The organism is Chengkuizengella marina, assembly GCF_009910845.1.
GTDB classification, from domain to species: Bacteria; Bacillota; Bacilli; order Paenibacillales; family KCTC-33759; genus Chengkuizengella; species Chengkuizengella marina.
In genome coordinates, this window is the sequence record NZ_SIJB01000015.1 from 48,622 (window position 1) to 65,513 (window position 16,892).

General features: G+C 32.3%; 12 protein-coding genes. 5 read left to right on the top strand and 7 right to left on the bottom strand.

Going from position 1 to position 16,892, the window contains the following annotated elements; translation table 11 throughout:
- Positions 1–83: 83 nt before the first annotated feature.
- The gene (locus ERL59_RS06190) at positions 84–1,247 is read right to left on the bottom strand and encodes an iron-containing alcohol dehydrogenase (protein ID WP_160645320.1); all 1,164 of its coding nucleotides are present in this window, start codon (positions 1,245–1,247) and stop codon (positions 84–86) included.
- 90 nt (positions 1,248–1,337) lie between these two features.
- Complete coding sequence (locus tag ERL59_RS06195; RefSeq protein WP_160645321.1) at positions 1,338–2,993, bottom strand: CoA-disulfide reductase; 1,656 nt, start codon at positions 2,991–2,993, stop codon at positions 1,338–1,340.
- Between the two features lie 239 nt (positions 2,994–3,232).
- On the opposite strand from ERL59_RS06195, the gene ERL59_RS06200 reads away from it, so the two are divergent.
- Together ERL59_RS06200 and ERL59_RS06205 are read left to right on the top strand one after the other, a co-directional pair.
- A complete protein-coding gene (locus tag ERL59_RS06200; RefSeq protein ID WP_160645322.1) occupies positions 3,233–4,495 on the top strand; it encodes an Ig-like domain-containing protein in 1,263 nt (420 codons plus the stop codon).
- Positions 4,496–4,855: 360 nt separating this feature from the next.
- Positions 4,856–5,305, top strand: a complete 450-nt coding sequence (locus ERL59_RS06205) for a GNAT family N-acetyltransferase (protein ID WP_160645323.1) — start codon at positions 4,856–4,858, stop codon at positions 5,303–5,305.
- A gap of 267 nt (positions 5,306–5,572) precedes the next feature.
- On the opposite strand, the gene ERL59_RS06210 is transcribed toward ERL59_RS06205, so the two are convergent.
- From ERL59_RS06210 to ERL59_RS06220, 4 genes are all read right to left on the bottom strand, one after another.
- Positions 5,573–6,946 (bottom strand): esterase/lipase family protein, encoded by a 1,374-nt coding sequence (locus tag ERL59_RS06210; RefSeq protein ID WP_201763489.1) that lies wholly within the window; start codon positions 6,944–6,946, stop codon positions 5,573–5,575.
- A 485-nt stretch (positions 6,947–7,431) separates the two neighbouring features.
- The gene (locus ERL59_RS21590; protein WP_407925687.1) at positions 7,432–7,515 is read right to left on the bottom strand and encodes a putative holin-like toxin; all 84 of its coding nucleotides are present in this window, start codon (positions 7,513–7,515) and stop codon (positions 7,432–7,434) included.
- A gap of 162 nt (positions 7,516–7,677) precedes the next feature.
- Positions 7,678–8,679 carry a MerR family transcriptional regulator gene (locus ERL59_RS06215; RefSeq protein ID WP_160645324.1) on the bottom strand — a complete coding sequence of 334 codons (1,002 nt, stop codon included), beginning with the start codon at positions 8,677–8,679 and terminating at the stop codon, positions 7,678–7,680.
- A 195-nt stretch (positions 8,680–8,874) separates the two neighbouring features.
- On the bottom strand, positions 8,875–9,546 hold the full coding sequence (locus ERL59_RS06220) for an O-methyltransferase (protein ID WP_160645325.1): 672 nt from the start codon (positions 9,544–9,546) through the stop codon (positions 8,875–8,877).
- Between the two features lie 366 nt (positions 9,547–9,912).
- Here ERL59_RS06220 and bioC point away from each other — a divergent pair, with 366 nt between their 5' ends.
- The 3 genes from bioC (at position 9,913) to htpG (ending at position 15,206) form a co-directional block, all read left to right on the top strand.
- Positions 9,913–10,773 (top strand): malonyl-ACP O-methyltransferase BioC, encoded by an 861-nt coding sequence (bioC, locus tag ERL59_RS06225; protein WP_160645326.1) that lies wholly within the window; start codon positions 9,913–9,915, stop codon positions 10,771–10,773.
- A 133-nt stretch (positions 10,774–10,906) separates the two neighbouring features.
- On the top strand, positions 10,907–13,135 hold the full coding sequence (locus ERL59_RS06230) for a bifunctional 2',3'-cyclic-nucleotide 2'-phosphodiesterase/3'-nucleotidase (RefSeq protein ID WP_160645327.1): 2,229 nt from the start codon (positions 10,907–10,909) through the stop codon (positions 13,133–13,135).
- A gap of 190 nt (positions 13,136–13,325) precedes the next feature.
- On the top strand, positions 13,326–15,206 hold the full coding sequence (gene htpG / locus ERL59_RS06235) for a molecular chaperone HtpG (RefSeq protein ID WP_160645328.1): 1,881 nt from the start codon (positions 13,326–13,328) through the stop codon (positions 15,204–15,206).
- A 91-nt stretch (positions 15,207–15,297) separates the two neighbouring features.
- Here the strand turns inward: htpG and pdxR are convergent, their stop codons facing one another.
- The gene (gene pdxR, locus ERL59_RS06240; RefSeq protein WP_160645360.1) at positions 15,298–16,701 is read right to left on the bottom strand and encodes a MocR-like pyridoxine biosynthesis transcription factor PdxR; all 1,404 of its coding nucleotides are present in this window, start codon (positions 16,699–16,701) and stop codon (positions 15,298–15,300) included.
- Positions 16,702–16,892 lie beyond the last annotated feature (191 nt).

The window sequence follows — 16,892 nt, forward strand, 5'->3', positions numbered from 1 at the left end:
AGCCTGCAATGGAGGGATACGCCCTCATTGCAGGCTTTTATTTTCATAGATGTTTATATTAAACGTTTATCTGGCTCAGCTCTTTACAATGATGCATTTAAAATAGACATAACATCTTTTTTATTTAATTTATTAAAGTTTCCAAATTCACCATAAACTAATGTTTTATCTGCGATACTTTCTAAATTTTTATCATCAATATCATAATCAGCGAGGGTAGAAGGAGCGCCTAAACTAGACCAGAAAGCACTTAGTTTTTCAATACCTTCCAGAGCAACTTCTTTATCTGTTTTTCCTTCAGTTTCTACATCAAATACTCGTGTAGCTAGTTGTTTGAAGCGTCCAACATTGGCTGCTAAATTGTGTTTCATCCAGTTCGGGAACAAGATCGCTAGTCCTCCAGCATGTGGAATATCATATACAGCAGAAACTGCATGTTCAATGTTGTGAGTAGCCCAATCTCCACGATATCCCATGGATAACATGCCATTCAAAGCGATTGTACCGTTGTAAAGGATCGTTTCACGATGGTTATAGTTTTCTAAATCATTTAGTAATAGAGGTGCAGTTTCAATTACAGTTTGCAGTACAGATTCACACATCCGATCTTGAAGTGGTGTGTTTTCTATGTGATGGAAATACTGTTCAAGCACATGTGTCATCATGTCTACAATACCATATATGGTTTGATCCCTGGGTACAGTGAACGTATTTTCAGGATCTAGAATCGAAAATTTAGGGAATACTGCTGGACTTCCCCATCCATACTTTTCATTTGTTTCCCAGTTTGTAATCACAGAACCAGCATTCATTTCTGATCCAGTTGCAGCAAGTGTTAACACAGTACCGAAAGGCAACGCATCTACAGCTGCTTTTTTGCGTGTGATCACTTCCCAAATATCACCATCTAATCTGGCTCCCGCAGCAATTGCTTTTGTACAGTCAATAACACTTCCACCACCAACTGCGAGCAGGAACTCAATGCCTTCATTTTTACAAATATCTACTCCTTTATGCACTGTAGTTAAACGAGGGTTCGGTTCAACACCAGACAATTCAAATATTTCAGTATCTATATCTTTTAAATAACTCATCACTTTATCATAAATACCATTTCTTTTAATACTTCCTCCACCATAAACAACTAAGACTTTTTGTCCGTATTTAGGAACTTCCTTAGTTAATTGCTGCATCTGGCCTTTTCCAAATATTAATTGGGTTGGATTATAGAATGTGAAGTTTTCCATAAAATTTACCTACTTTCTTTTCGAAATAAAATAACTTATATACATCGGTTATAATTATATAATTATTTAGAGCACATAATCAAATGGTATTTAGGAACTGGATTTTTCAGATATTTCGTAGGATTTGTATCCACCTGTTAAATTTTTTACTTTAAAACCTTCTTGAACTAATATTCTAGAAGCAATATGACCTCTCACACCTACTTGGCAATATACCCAAAGTTCTTTGTTAGAGGGCAGTTCTTCTTTTCTTTCACGTAATTCATCAACAGGAATATGAATTGAGCCTTCAATGGCTCCTTTTTCAAACTCTTGTTCTGTTCTTACATCAATGAGAACCATATCGTTCGGATCAAATTGATTTATTAGATCTTCTATTACATAAATATCGCTTTTTCCAGTAAGTAAGTTTTCAGCAACATAACCTGCCATATTGACAGGGTCTTTTGCAGATGAATATGGTGGAGCATAACAAAGTTCAAGCTCCGTTAAATCATAAATAGTGCCTCCAAGACGAATGGTGGTTGCAAGTACATCAATTCTTTTATCCACTCCTTCTTTACCAAATGCCTGGGCTCCAAGTATTTTACCATCATCTTGAAATATTAATTTTAATGAAAGAGGTTTGGCACCAGGATAATAACCAGCATGAGATAGAGGGTGAACATGAACAACATGGTATGGCATATTGAATTGTTTTAAATTTCTTTCATTTAATCCGGTGCTTGCTCCAGTCAGATTAAAGATCTTAATAACAGAAGTGCCTTGAGTGCCTTTATATGTGGAAGGAATCCCACAAATCTGATCGGCAACAATTCTCCCTTGTTTATTTGCTGGTCCAGCTAAAGGTATTGCCGTTTTTTGTTGATGAACAAAATGTTTAACTTCCACCGCATCACCAACAGCCCATATTCCCTTCACGTTTGTTTGCATTTCATCGTTAACAATAATATGACCTTTTTCACCTAAATTGATGTCTGTTTTTTGTAAGAAAGCTGTGTCTGGAACAACACCTATTGCCATAATCACAATATCTACGGTTAACTTTTTACCGCTTTGCATGATGGCTGTGATTTCCGCTTGATCATCTTGAAAGGCTTCTATTCGATCATTAAATATGAATTGAACACCGTGTTCTTGCATTTCTTTCTCTGCATGAGTTACCATATCTGAGTCAAAAGGTGCCAGGATATGCGGCGCACTTTCAATTAAAGTGACTTGAAGTCCACGTTGAACTAAGCTTTCAGCCATTTCAACACCAATGTAACCTCCACCCACAATTATAGCTTTTTGTATATCATTTTGATCTACAACACTTTTAATTTGATCGGTATCTGGAATATTTCTAAGTGTAAATATTTTATTGCTTTCAATTCCTTGCAGATTAGGGACAATCGGTTTAGCACCAGGAGATAAAATGAGATCATCAAAAGTTTCTTCGTATTCACCTAAATGTTTACTTCTCACTACTACTTTTTTATTTTCTGAATCTACTTGAATGACCTCACTACATACTCTTACGTCAATATTAAATCTGTTTTTCATCATGTCTGGGGATGTGACTAACAACTTAGAACGATCTTGTATAGTTTCACCTATGAAATAAGGTAATCCACAATTTGCAAAGGAAATGAATTCTCCTTTTTCAAATATAATGATTTCAGCTGTTTCATCCAGTCTTCTTAGCCTAGCAGCTGCAGAAGCTCCACCTGCTACACCACCTACGATAAGTACTTTTTTACTCATTATGAACTTCCTCCTCTATAGTTTGATACTGAAAATAAGGTTAACTTTATCATTACCTTAATATTACATTTAAATTTATATATTGTTATATCTTAATTTTACGATATAAGTAATGATTTATTCAATTTATTTAGTTTGAAAGCTTTGTGACAATCTAGATTTTTCCATTTTATATTTAAAGTACGTCCCCATTTGTTTTTGGTATAATAATAGAAAAAGGGATGAGGAGAAAAACTGTAATGGTATTTAAACGTAGCAATTTTTTATTTTTTTTCATTGTAATTGTTCTATTAAGTTATTCTAGTGTTTTCCCACAATCTATCAGTTATGCAAAATATGAAGATTGGATAAAATTACCTGAGAAGAAAGAAGTTCCTCTAGTCAAAACGTTTACGATTCAATTTAATAAACAAATTTTTGTTGAAGATATTGATGGTATTGTTATTGAAAGTGAGGATATGTTTATTCCTGTAACTATTGGTCTAAAAGGGAATGAAGCGACAGTTACTCCTGTTGAATATCTACGACCAAATACAGATTATACACTTCGTATCTTTTTAGATCATGCTCGTTATTATATGAATTTTTCAACTGAAAAAACGGATGAGAATTTTTTATATATGGGGAAAAAAGATGTAGTAAGTGAGTATGCTCCAGATGAAATTATACCAGATCTTAATTACTATCGATTAGATATGGAGAAAGGAAATCCAATACGAATTTATGTGACAGATGATTATGAAGAAGAGTTTGGAAAAGGCTTTGCTTATACCGAAATTGAGGATATAATAAAATCCATTGAAAAAATAAAAGATTTTCAACCCTATGAGAATGTAAATTCTTCATTAGATATTTATTTTTACACTGATGATTCTGATACACCATTTCCAGAGAAAACTCAAGGTAAGGCATCTTCTTGGGGTGAACATACAGAAATTTTAATTAATGGTTCTACTCTTCCATTTGATTTTCGTCCAGTATTAACCCATGAAATTGTACATTATTTCGATCAGCAATCTTCCTTGGATGATCAAGATAAGCAGGAGATTTATGAGAAATTCTGGGGAGAGGATTATCGATTCTGGTTACTGGAAGGTGGGGCAGAGTACAGTGCGTTTTTCCATCATAAATATACTACAAATTCATTCAATGATTTAGATTTAATTTCAGTTAAAGATTCAAAGAGCTCTATTGTAAAATACGTCAAAAAACTAAAAAGTAATAAAGCAATACTAGATAAGGATATTCAGTTAAATTCATTCGATGATATTAAACGAGCAAGTGATGAAAACTACGGAGTTACTTTAGCTTTATTTTGGTATTTAGCTGAGGAATATGGTTATGAAGAAGTATATGAATATGTAGAATATATTGGTGATCATTTCGAACCTGAACAATCTATCAGTGGAAGTGAAAAAGATGAAATCGCAATACAGTTTTTTGATAAAACAGAAGAAGAGATTCTGGAAGATTGGTTAGAATATTTTGATGATTTTCAATAAATCTCATCTAGTTAAGAAGACAATAAATCGAAATTAAAAATAACATTAGTTGTTGCTGCCTTTTTTCTGTTTTCAATCGAGGAAAGGCTGCTTTATTTAATTTAAGAATTAATAAATATATTTAATGTATATTTCCCATCAAAAAAGTTGAAATATTCAAAATTTACCCTATCTTGATAAAAGGTGATAAAATATCAATAGATAAAATGTCTATAAAAACAAATTAATAATTAAATATGTGTTTCAAAACAGTCAATATCACTGCAGAGGAATAATGGCTTTCCAATCCTAGTTAATAATTTGATTAGATTGAAAGGTGGATTTCGCAGCCTTTTTGAAACACCACGACGAGGAGAAAATATGAATAACGAAAAAGTAACACTTGTAGAATTAAATGCTGACAATTGGTATGAATGTTGTACGTTAAAAGTTTCAGATGATCAAATAAAGTTTATAGAATCAAATGCCGTATCCATAGCTCAATCTAAATTTGAACCAACATTAAAACCTTACGCTATTCAATATGAAGGTAAAACAGTTGGGTTCCTTATGTTCAATACGGTGAAAGAAGAACTGGATGGCTACTGGGTATATCGGATTATGGTTGATAAGAACTTTCAAGGAAAAGGAATTGGTAAAAAAGCTACTCAGCTTATGATAGACGAAATATCAAAATTACCGAATTCAAATAAAATCATTGTAGGTTACCATCCAGAAAATTTAGGGGCACATCAACTTTATGCCAGTTTTGGTTTTGTTGACAAAGGTGATCGATTTGGTAAGGAAATGGCTGTGGTGAAAGAGTTTTAGGAATCATTTATATTGATCATACATGCTTTTAAAAATGAAGAAGTAATTGAAGTTGGATATTTAAACACGAATTAAAGTTCAATGGTTGTGTTAAGTTACTTATTTGATAAAAAGAAAGTTCTTAATTAAAATGATATTTAAGCTGTTAAATAAGAAAGTACAAAAGGATTTTTCCTTTTGTACTTTTATACGTTTACACTAAATTTATCTATTTTCTCTATAATTTTTTGTCGCTATTATCTAATACAACCAATATTTTCTTATTTACTATTGTAATGAACCAAGTAAGTCTGCTATAGAACGATACCAATCACGAACTTCATAAAGACCAATTCCGATGATATCTATATGGTCTGTTGAAGAAAATTCGCCTAAATAATTCCATTTACCTATTTCAGCTACTCCCTTATAGTTTATAATTTCGTCTGGGGAATCTAATGTTGGACCATCCATGGAGTTTGTATTAACAACACCATCATTCTTCCACCAGTCCCTATCAATATCGTATTCTCCACTTTCTGTATATTTTCCAAGAAAACCACCTGTTAAATAAAATATTGGATTCATAAATAATTCAGGTTTATGATACCCTGTCCAAATTGAAGGGTAAGTCTGCTCTGATGATACTGAAAAATAATAGGTATCAGGTTGAGCTAAAACCCAACTATTTAATTCACTTGCACCCTCTGGACTAACATCCCATTCAGCTGTATCTTTTGTATCACTCCAAATCGAACTGTTGTACACTCGTTCAGCGTAATTTTCCCAAGATTCTCCGGGTTCTCTCTTTAATCCCCATTGATCGAGCTTAAAATCATAAAAGTTATTGTCTGTTTTTTTTCCTGACAGACTAGCAGCTAAGGCAATAATATCTTTTGTCATTGGAAAAAACCCATCGATAAACCTTGTGGTTGTTGATCCGTCATGTGGAGATGAGATTGTTAATACGCTACTTACCCAGGAAGTTTGTTCGTTATTAAATAGCGGAGATAATTGATCAGGATCGGTTAACTCCCGCTCTTGCTCGTTCCCTTGTTCTAAAAGTTGTGTTAACACACGAATGGTTTGTCCACCTAAACTATGACCTACTAAATGAACTTTGTTTTGTATACCTGTATCAGGATTGATTTCTCCCCATTCTGGTAGAAAACCTGAATATGTCCTTCCGTACTGTTCATGACCGTGCTCTTTAGAATGAGCCTCACCGTAATCAACGGTACCTCCCTTTATTTGAGCGTACAATTCACAAGCTCTATCCCAGTTGCTAGAAAACGGTCCAACAGCTGCAGTATATGTTTCATATCCATAGTTTTTCAAATCCTCTTCAATATCAACAAGGCCACCCCAATATCTAAAGCCTAGAAACTCATCACGTCCCCAACCTACTAAACCATGGACTAATATGATTGGATGATCATTTACACGTTCAATACTATCAACAAGTAAGTTTTGAGATATTGGTGCTTGATCGCTTAACTGATCCATCAAATTTAAGTTATTATTTGAGTTACTGTTGTATAATGATAGACCTTCTTGTGCAGATACATTGTAAGGGCTTACAAAAAAATTGAAAGGGCTTACAAAACAAACAATCACAATCAAACCTAAATAAAACATCTTAGAAAATTTCATAAATTTCATAGATACACCTCTATCATTATTATTTTCTTTAATCTATCATTTATGTAAAATTTAGTCAATTTATTTTTCCAATTTCAATTTTACTTTACACAATAAAAATTTTTGTTAAACTAAGATACAATAAACAAAAATCCGTTAGATTTTATTCCAACGGATTTTTTAATTCAAGAATATTTATATCTAACTGAAATTTAAAAAAGAAGAATGTTGATTTGTTTATTTATGAAAATACAAATCATGTCATTACACCAAGTATGGTGAAAGATTTGATAGAGTGGTTAAATATTTATAAATAAAATTAATAAAATGTTTATTAAATATGCAAAAAATACAATTATAGTGTATAATATAGTTAATCAAATCATATACTATAAAAGAAACCGCAGGTGCGGTAACACCATACGGTTTCATACAATAGCCGTTTTAAACGGTAAGCATAGAGTTCTATAGAAAATAGACCATTATCCCTTTGGCAATTGGGCGGTCTATTTTTTGTTTCTAACAGATTTTAAAGCTATTATTAATAACCCAAAGGTTAACATTAAAGATATAGCTTGATAAACTGTCATGGCATCACCCCCCTTCGTATGGAGGATTTGCCTACCGCCCTGCCACGATTGTATTGTTTCTATTATACCACGAAATTCCAGATAGAGTTATAAATGAATATTTTATTACACAGCTTATCATATCATTATAGTCATTTTTTAATAATCTGTAATATCATAAAATTATAACTTTCTTATCCCATAAACAATATGAATATACTCATTGATTTGCTGAAAAATGGTGATGAACCCCATGTGATTTAATTGTTTTATTAATTCAAAACGATTTGTATATTGTTTACCTGTATGTTGCCTCACTTCATTTTTAGTCATAAAATCTACAATACATATACGCCCGTGAGGTTTTAATACACGGTTTATTTCATCTAAAGCCAACACTTTCTGTTCATCTATTAGGTGATTGTACGTAAAACTAGATATAACAAAATCAAATTCATGATTTGAAAAGGGGATGGCAAGAAAATTTCCAAGTTTGGTATCAATCTCCGGATATTTTATATGACATTGTTTTAACATCTCCTTAGACTGATCTATCCCTTTCATTTGAACCCCTTTTGAGATAAATTTAACTGCAAAGTTACCTGTACCAACTCCTATATCTAATCCAATCTCTTCTTTTTTTGGAGAAATACATTCAACCGCTGCATTTAATGAAAGTTCATAATCTTCAACGTATTGTAACTCAGGAAAGATCTCTAATAATTTTTGATCAAAAGAAGGTGCTAATTTATCAAACCCCCATTGGTCACTCCATTGTTTACGAATTGCATTTAATCTTTTTGAACCATTAGCAAGTTCAAAAATATCTTCTAAATTTAATGTTTCTCTAACTTTTAATTTATCTATCATTTGATCAATCGTATCAAGTTGTAGTTTTAATTCTACCCACCGAGAATACATACTTGCACGTTGTAAATTTAAATAGTATTCCACTTCTTTTTTATCTTCTTTTTCTATTTTTAATAGTACTTTTTTTATCTCTTCTATTGGAATTCCAATTTCTCTCAATGAAATTATTGTTTGCAACCGCCATATATCTTTTTCATTAAAAGTGCGATAGGAATTCTCGCTTTGCTTTTCAGGTGAGATGAGACCTTTTTCTTCATAGAAACGGATTGCTCTAGTGGAAATATTTAACTTCTTAGCTACTTCGTTTATCTTCATAGCTTTCATCCTTATTAACTTTCTTTTTTATATAACTTTTTCTTTTTATCATATTATATACGTTAACGTAACGAGAAGGTAAAGTTATTAAAGGTTTTACTTTTGAACAAAAAATGAACATCACATCATAGTGATGTTCAAATCATCTAAGCTTCCATAAAGAAGTCCAATATGTACATTTTTTTTTAATTGGTTCTATTCTTTTACTATCCCGAAAACAAAACCATCATACCCTTTTGTTCCTACAGTTTGAATCGCTGTGGAATCTATACGAGACTCATTTGATAGTAAATCAAATAATTGACGAGTACCTTGCACACCTAAATCTTCACTCTCACTATCTATGATTTTTCCACTACGTACCACATTATCCACGATAATAACCGCTCCTGGATTAGCCAGTTTCAATGCCCATTTTACATAGTTTGGATTGTTAGGTTTATCGGCATCAATAAAGATGAAGTCAAATTTTGGGACAGCTTTTTCTTCAAGAACTTGTAATGAATCAAGGGCTGCTCCTACAATGACTTCAATCTTATTTTCTAATCCTGCTTTTTTTATGTTTTCTCTAGCCACTTTTGCATGTTTAGGATCATATTCTAGTGTAATAAGGTGCCCATCTTCTGGTAACGCTCGACCAAGCCAAACACTACTATAACCACCAAGGGTTCCAATTTCTAATATGTTTTTGACCCCTTTAAGCTTGGCAAGCAAGTAAAGTAATTTGCCTTGATTTGCAGAGACATCAATAGCAGGTAAGTCTGCTTCTGTATTTGCTTTCAATATGGAATCCATGATTGGATCATTTGAACCAATTTTATTACTAAAATAAAAATCTACATCATTCCACTTTTCTGATATGTCCATAACAAACAATCACTCCTTAATTAAAGTTGTTTATTCTCTTTAGATTATATAATAAATTTCATATATTTATCATTTATTGAATGAATAATATACCAATTGTTATTTTTTATACAATAGAAAATAACTAATTCCTTATTGCCAAATTAAAGTTGTTTTTTGGTAATATATATTTCTCTGTGCATTTTCCGTTCAAAATGATTTGAATACGGAGGTGTATCATGTTATTTGCTATTCTATATCTGTTTTTTAACATTCATTTAACTCCCACTTTACTTAAATGAGGTGGGAGTATTTAATTTAAAATGATAAAATAGTTTTAATGTATACATATCCGTATTTTACTAGAAGAAATAAGGAGTTATTTTCATGACCATCAACAAAGAACTTGTTCGCAAAAATTTCAGTCGACATGCGTTTGAGTATGATTTATATGCAAAAATTCAAAAAGTGATGGCAATTAAACTGCTGCAATTAGTACAGCACAATACATCAAAATCATACCTAAATATATTAGAAATTGGTTGTGGCACAGGAAACCTAACGAAATTACTCCTTGAATACTATCCAAATGCAAAATACACTGTTTTTGATTTGTCTGAATCCATGATTCAACAAACCAAACGTAAAATAGGAGGGATGCAAAAAAACATAGAATTCTTTGCAGTGGATGCTGAGCGGATTCTAAGTCATGATCGAATGAAAGAAGCATCAGATGTTTGTGAAGATATATTCGAGCAAACCTACGATTTAATTATTTCAAATGCAACCTTTCAGTGGTTCAATGCGCCTAAACAAACCATTAAAGCTTATCTGAATTGCTTAAATGCAAATGGAGTATTTGCTTTCTCTACTTTTGGTCCAGATACGTTTTATGAATTGCATACTTCTTTTTACGAGGTTGAAAAACAGTTGAATATAGTGCACCAACAACATGGACAAAAATTTATGAGCATGAATGAGTGGCAGCAAGTATGTAAACAACAAATGAACGAAATTTGTACAGTAGAAGAAAAGATAACAGAACAGTATAGAAGTGTTCGAGAATTCATGCATCATGTTAAAAGAGTAGGGGCTGGAAATGCTAGTAAACATGAGTCTTCTCAAGCAGATAGTGGTATAAATCGCAGATTGATTTTAAATATGGAAAAATACTATACGCAGCATTTTGCTTCTACTCAAGGAGTTCAAGCTACTTATCATTTATGTTATGGGGTATATGAAAAATAAAATGAATTTGTTTTTTGTTGTCTGTTCAATTTGTCGAAAACCGTCAGATTGTGTAATTTACATTTAAATTGATTTATATTAAGATTGTTATGTTATTGTACATACTTTTATTTTGAAAGGCGGATCTTTAAATATGAAAAAGTCAAAGAAAAAACTAGTTCTTAATACAGCATTAGCGTTAGGTCTAGTCATTCCATCCGTACTACCTACTGTATCGAATGCAGAGGAAAATAAAGATATCGTAAACCTTAGAGTATTGGAGACCACAGATATCCATGTAAACCTAGTAAACTATGATTACTATAAAGACTTGGAAGTTGATGCATTCGGACTTGCGAAAACGGCTTCATTAATTAAAAAAGCAAGAGAAGAAGCAACAAACAGTCTATTATTTGATAATGGAGATCTTATTCAAGGAAACCCATTAGGGGACTATGTGGCTAAAATAGATGAGTTAGAAGAAGGGGAAACTCATCCAGTATATAAAGCAATGAATTTATTAGATTATGATGCTGGTAACATCGGAAATCATGAATTTAACTATGGTTTAGATTTTCTTGACAAAACTTTAGCAGGATCTAATTTCCCGTACGTAAATGCAAACGTGTACATTGATGATCAAGATGATGATCCTACAAATGATGAAAATTATTTTACCCCATATTTAATATTAGATCGTGAAGTTATAGATGAAGATGGAGAAACTCATACATTAAAAGTAGGTGTAATTGGTTTTACTCCACCTCAAATCATGAACTGGGATAAGAAGAATTTAGAAGGTAAAGTGATTGCGAAAGATATTGTAGAAACGGCTGAAAAGTTTGTTCCTGAAATGAAAGAAAAAGGTGCGGATATCATCATTACTATACCACATTCAGGATTAGGATCATCAAATAAAAAAGGGTTACAGGAAAACGCTATATTTGATTTAAGTAAAGTAGAAGGAATTGATGCGATTTTATTCGGACATTCTCATCAAGTTTTTCCAAGTGCTTCTTATGCAAATATTGAGGGCGTAGATGTAGAAGCTGGAACTATAAATGGTATATCCGCAGTAATGCCTGGTTTCTGGGGAGATCACTTAGGTGTTATTGATTTTGAATTAGAAAAAGTAGATGGTAAATGGGTGGTAAATTCATCACAATCATCAGTACAAAAAATATATGATAAAGATACAAAAACATCTTTGGTTGATGCAGATGCTGAAATTGTTGAGGCAGTAAAAGAAGACCATGATGCAACGATAGAATGGGTAAGAAGTGCTGTTGGAGAAACTACAGCGCCAATTAATAGTTATTTTGCATTAGTTCAAGATGATCCATCTATTCAAATCGTTACAAATGCACAAAAATGGTATGTGGAAAAATTCATTCAAGGTACAGAATATGACGGAATTCCAGTTGTATCCGCTGGCGCACCATTTAAAGCTGGTGGACGTGGAGGCGTAAGTTATTTTACAGATGTACCTGCTGGTGAAATTGCAATTAAAAATGTAGCCGATTTATATTTATATCCAAATACATTACAAGCTGTTCTTATTAATGGTGATGATTTAAAACAATGGTTGGAAATGTCTGCAGGACAATTTAATCAAATTGATCCATCCGTTCAAGAAGAACAAACATTAATCAATACAAGTTTCCCTACTTACAATTTTGATGTTATTGATGGTGTGACTTATGAAATTGATGTAACACAACCAGCAAAATATGATTCAAAAGGTAATGTTGTTAATCCAGATAGCAGTCGTATTGTAAATTTACAGTTTCAAGGTCATCCTATTTCTGCAGAGCAGGAATTTATTGTAGCTACAAATAACTATCGTGCTAGTGGCGGAGGAAACTTTCCAGGAATTAGTGGTGAGAAAGTGATCATTGAATCTCCAGATGAAAACCGTCAAATTATTATCAACTACATTTTAGAAAAACAAACAATTAACCCATCTGCAGATATGAACTGGACATTTGCTCCAATTGATGCCAATGTGAACGTAACGTTTGAAACTTCACCAGAAGCTCAAAAATATGTAGAAGGTGAGAGCTTCAAGTATGTTGAAACTGGGGAAAATGGTTATGCTAAATTCTCTATTGCATTAGGTAATGGTGAAAATTCAGAAGATACAACAGGGGAAGCTGCTGAAGAAGGAACAGAGGAAAATAATGAAGATACAAATACTGATGTAACAGAGGAATCTACAACAGAAGATACTTACGTAGTTCAATCAGGTGATAACTTATGGAAAATTGCTTCAACTCATTTAGGGGACGGATCTAAATGGGAATCCATTTATGAATTGAATAAAGATGTGATTGGAAATAACCCACATTTAATCGTACCTGGTCAAAAACTCATACTACCGTAAAAACAATAACTTAAAGTCAATTCTTGCCTTAGGTAAGAATTGACTTTTTTAAGTTGCATTTTCATATAAAATAGTTACCTACATATTGACATCTATTTTTAAGATGTGTTATATAAAAATAGGACATTGATAATAGTTTATACAAAAAGGTATTTGTATTGTTTTATATTTGAAAGGAGTAGTACTATTCATGGCAAAAAGACAGTTTAAAGCAGAATCCAAAAGGCTGCTAGAAATGATGATTAACTCTATTTATACTCAGAAAGAAATATTTTTAAGAGAGCTTATATCCAATGCAAGTGATGCAATGGATAAAATATACTACAAGGCTCTAACTGATGATGAATTAGTCTTTAATAAGGAAGATTATTTTATAAAAGTAACTGCAGATAAAGAGAAGAGATTATTAACCATCACAGATACAGGAATTGGTATGACAAAAGAAGAATTGGAAAATAATCTTGGAGTCATTGCCAAAAGTGGTTCGTTAGCATTTAAATCAGAAAATGAATCAAAAGATGGGCATGATATCATTGGCCAATTTGGTGTAGGGTTCTATTCCGCTTTTATGGTTGCAGATGAAATTACAGTCATCAGTAAAGCATTAGGTAGTGATGAAGCATTTAAGTGGAAATCTAAAGGTGCGGATGGATATACAATCGTTACAACGGAGAATGACACTGTAGGTACTGAAATTACTTTAAAAATAAAAGAAAATACAGAAGATGAGCAATATGATGAATTTCTTGAAGAGCATCGCTTAAAAGCAATTATTAAAAAGTATTCTGACTTCATAAGATATCCTATTAAAATGGATGTAAAAGAGCAAAGACCTAAAGAAGGCAGTGAGGACGAACTTGAAGAGATTGTAGAAGAACAAACGATTAATAGCATGGTACCAATTTGGAGAAAGAATAAAAACGAACTTGCAACTGAAGATTATGAGAACTTCTATGCTGAAAAACATTACGGTTACGATAAACCACTTAAACACATTCATATTAGTGCTGATGGTACTGTAGTTTATAAAGCTATATTATTTATACCTGAAAGCACGCCTTTTGACTATTATACGAAAGAATATGAAAAAGGATTAGAGCTATATTCCAGTGGTGTTTTGATTATGGATAAATGTTCTGACTTGCTTCCTGATTATTTTAGCTTTGTAAAAGGAATGGTAGATTCAGAAGATCTTTCTCTTAATATTTCTAGAGAAATGTTACAGCATGATCGCCAGTTAAAACTGATTGCTAAAAACATTAAAAATAAAATTAAAAGTGCATTACAGAGTTTATTAAAGGATGAAAGAGACAACTATGAAAAATTCTATGGATCTTTTGGCAGACAATTGAAACATGGAATTTATAGTGAATATGGAGCAAATAAAGATGTGTTGCAGGATTTATTGATGTTTAATTCTTCTAAAGAGAAAAAACTAGTTACATTGGATGAATATGTATCTGGTATGCCAGAAGATCAGAAGTATATATACTATGCGACTGGTGAGTCCATTGAGCGTATTGAAAAGATGCCACAAACAGAATTGGTATTAGATAAAGGTTATGAAATTCTGTACTTTACAGAAGATATCGATGAATTTGCTATTAAGATGCTTATGAACTACAAAGAAAAAGAGTTCAAATCTGTATCAAGCGGCGATTTAGGGATTGAACCTGAAGAAAATGAGAATAAAACAGATGAAGAAGAAAATGAAAATAAAGAACTTTTTGAACATATGAAAAATTTATTGAGCAATAAAGTAAAAGATGTAAAGGCATCAAAAAGATTGAAAAACCACCCAGTATGTTTATCAGCGGAAGGTGATTTATCTATCGAAATGGAAAAGATATTAGCACAGATGCCTGACAATCAAGGTGTGAAAGCGGAAAAAGTGTTAGAAATTAACGTAAATCATGAGGTATTCCAGTCTTTAAAAACTGCTTTCAATAATGATAAAGACAAATTAAATCTTTACACAAATCTATTATATAATCAAGCGTTATTAATTGAAGGATTATCCATTGGGGATCCTGTAGAATTCACAAACGACATTTGTAAAATCATGGTTTAATACAGAGCAAATAAAAAGAATATATTAAGAGCCCGTTTCTGATACAGAGCGGGTTCTTGATAATTTAAAACAATGTACCCCATGGAATTTATTATTTAAGTCCACTTTTCAATCTCCAAATTCCCTTATCTAACTTTTCTTCTTCTAGATTCCCATAACCTAAAATGATTTTGTTCCTATGTCTACCTTTATGAATTGCATGATGCTCAACTGGATAGATTTTAACCTTATGCTCTTTCAAAATGTGTTGAACTATTTCCTCAGTAAAAGAAAGATTTTCAAATTCAGCAATGAGGTGCAACCCTGTGGAATCGCCCAATATATTTACTTCTATTCCAAAATGTTCAACTAAACATTCTTTCAAACAATCCCTACGTTTTTTATATATTTTTTTCATCTTTCTAATATGGCGTTCTAAATATCCTTCATCAATAAAACGTGACATTGTTAGCTGTTCTAATGAAGGGGTATGTAGATCTGTTAACCATTTTAAATTTTTACAACGTTCTATTAGAGAGTCAGGTAGGATAATATAACCTATTCTAAGGGCAGGGGAGAGAATTTTACTAAATGTTCCGATATATATTACTCTTTCTGGATCTAGTCCTTGAATAGAGCTAATAGGCGAGCCTTCAAATCGATATTCACTATCATAATCATCCTCTACAATGAAACAATTGTGTTGTCTAGCATATTGAATGAGTTGAATTCGGCGATGGATAGGTAGAATACCACCTAAAGGAAATTGATGAGAGGGAGTGACATAGACAAAACCAGGGTTAATATTTGTAGGAATTAAGTCTGTCTGCATTCCATGTTCATCAACTGGAATAGGGCATAAATGAGCACCAGTTGCTGCAAATATGGAATGAAGTTCGTAAGTGGTAGGATCTTCAATGCAAACATCACTTTCTTGTGAAAGTAATAATTGAGTGACTAAAGAGAAGGACTGAGTTGCTCCTGTTGTAATCACTACTTGAGCCGGTGAGCAATGTACTCCTCTTGTTTTAAATAAGTATTCACATAAAACATTTCTTATTTGAGAAAGACCTTCTGGTTTTCCATAACCAAAAATAGAATCGGGTGATTCCAAATAAACATCACGTGAAATTTGACCCCATTTTTTTCTTGGAAAAAAATCCAAAGCTGGAATACCAGATCTGAAATCAATAATATCTTCATCTGAAGCTTCAATTGGCTGTCTTTTCTCATCATAAATTGAAGAGTTGTGCTTAGTGTTTTGTTCTAAGTAAGCACCCTCTGCCACAAAAGTCCCTCTGCCTTGGTTGCTTTCGATAAAACCTTCTGCGTAAAGCTGCTCATAAGCTTCTAAAACTACATTTCTTGAAACATTTAAGTTTGAGGAAAGTTCTCGTGTAGATGGTAATCTCTCTCCACTATTTAATTTCCCTTTTAGAATTTGAGTTCTAATTTGTTCATAAACTTGTCTAATTAATGATTTTTTCATTTTTCGATCAATTGGTATCCACATGATAGGAAACTCCTTTAATACTTATTAAATATGAGTAAACTTCATCTTCCAATTCCTTTAAATATTTTTAAGTGAGTATAATTTAAAAATTGGTACTATAAAAAAGTCCTTTTATTGGTTCTACATATGACCAGTTTATCATGTTATTTTAAAGTGAGAAAGTAAATCATTTAATTTCAAAGTGAAGGGAGTAA

Excerpts from the sequence above, each read along its gene's own strand:
- ERL59_RS06190 (WP_160645320.1), bottom strand. The coding sequence starts at position 1,247 with ATGGAAAACTTCACATTCTATAATCCAACCCAATTAATATTTGGAAAA.
- ERL59_RS06195 (WP_160645321.1), bottom strand. The coding sequence starts at position 2,993 with ATGAGTAAAAAAGTACTTATCGTAGGTGGTGTAGCAGGTGGAGCTTCT.
- ERL59_RS06200 (WP_160645322.1), top strand. The coding sequence starts at position 3,233 with ATGGTATTTAAACGTAGCAATTTTTTATTTTTTTTCATTGTAATTGTT.
- ERL59_RS06205 (WP_160645323.1), top strand. The coding sequence starts at position 4,856 with ATGAATAACGAAAAAGTAACACTTGTAGAATTAAATGCTGACAATTGG.
- ERL59_RS06210 (WP_201763489.1), bottom strand. The coding sequence starts at position 6,946 with ATGAAATTTATGAAATTTTCTAAGATGTTTTATTTAGGTTTGATTGTG.
- ERL59_RS21590 (WP_407925687.1), bottom strand. The coding sequence starts at position 7,515 with ATGACAGTTTATCAAGCTATATCTTTAATGTTAACCTTTGGGTTATTA.
- ERL59_RS06215 (WP_160645324.1), bottom strand. The coding sequence starts at position 8,679 with ATGAAGATAAACGAAGTAGCTAAGAAGTTAAATATTTCCACTAGAGCA.
- ERL59_RS06220 (WP_160645325.1), bottom strand. The coding sequence starts at position 9,546 with ATGGACATATCAGAAAAGTGGAATGATGTAGATTTTTATTTTAGTAAT.
- bioC (WP_160645326.1), top strand. The coding sequence starts at position 9,913 with ATGACCATCAACAAAGAACTTGTTCGCAAAAATTTCAGTCGACATGCG.
- ERL59_RS06230 (WP_160645327.1), top strand. The coding sequence starts at position 10,907 with ATGAAAAAGTCAAAGAAAAAACTAGTTCTTAATACAGCATTAGCGTTA.
- htpG (WP_160645328.1), top strand. The coding sequence starts at position 13,326 with ATGGCAAAAAGACAGTTTAAAGCAGAATCCAAAAGGCTGCTAGAAATG.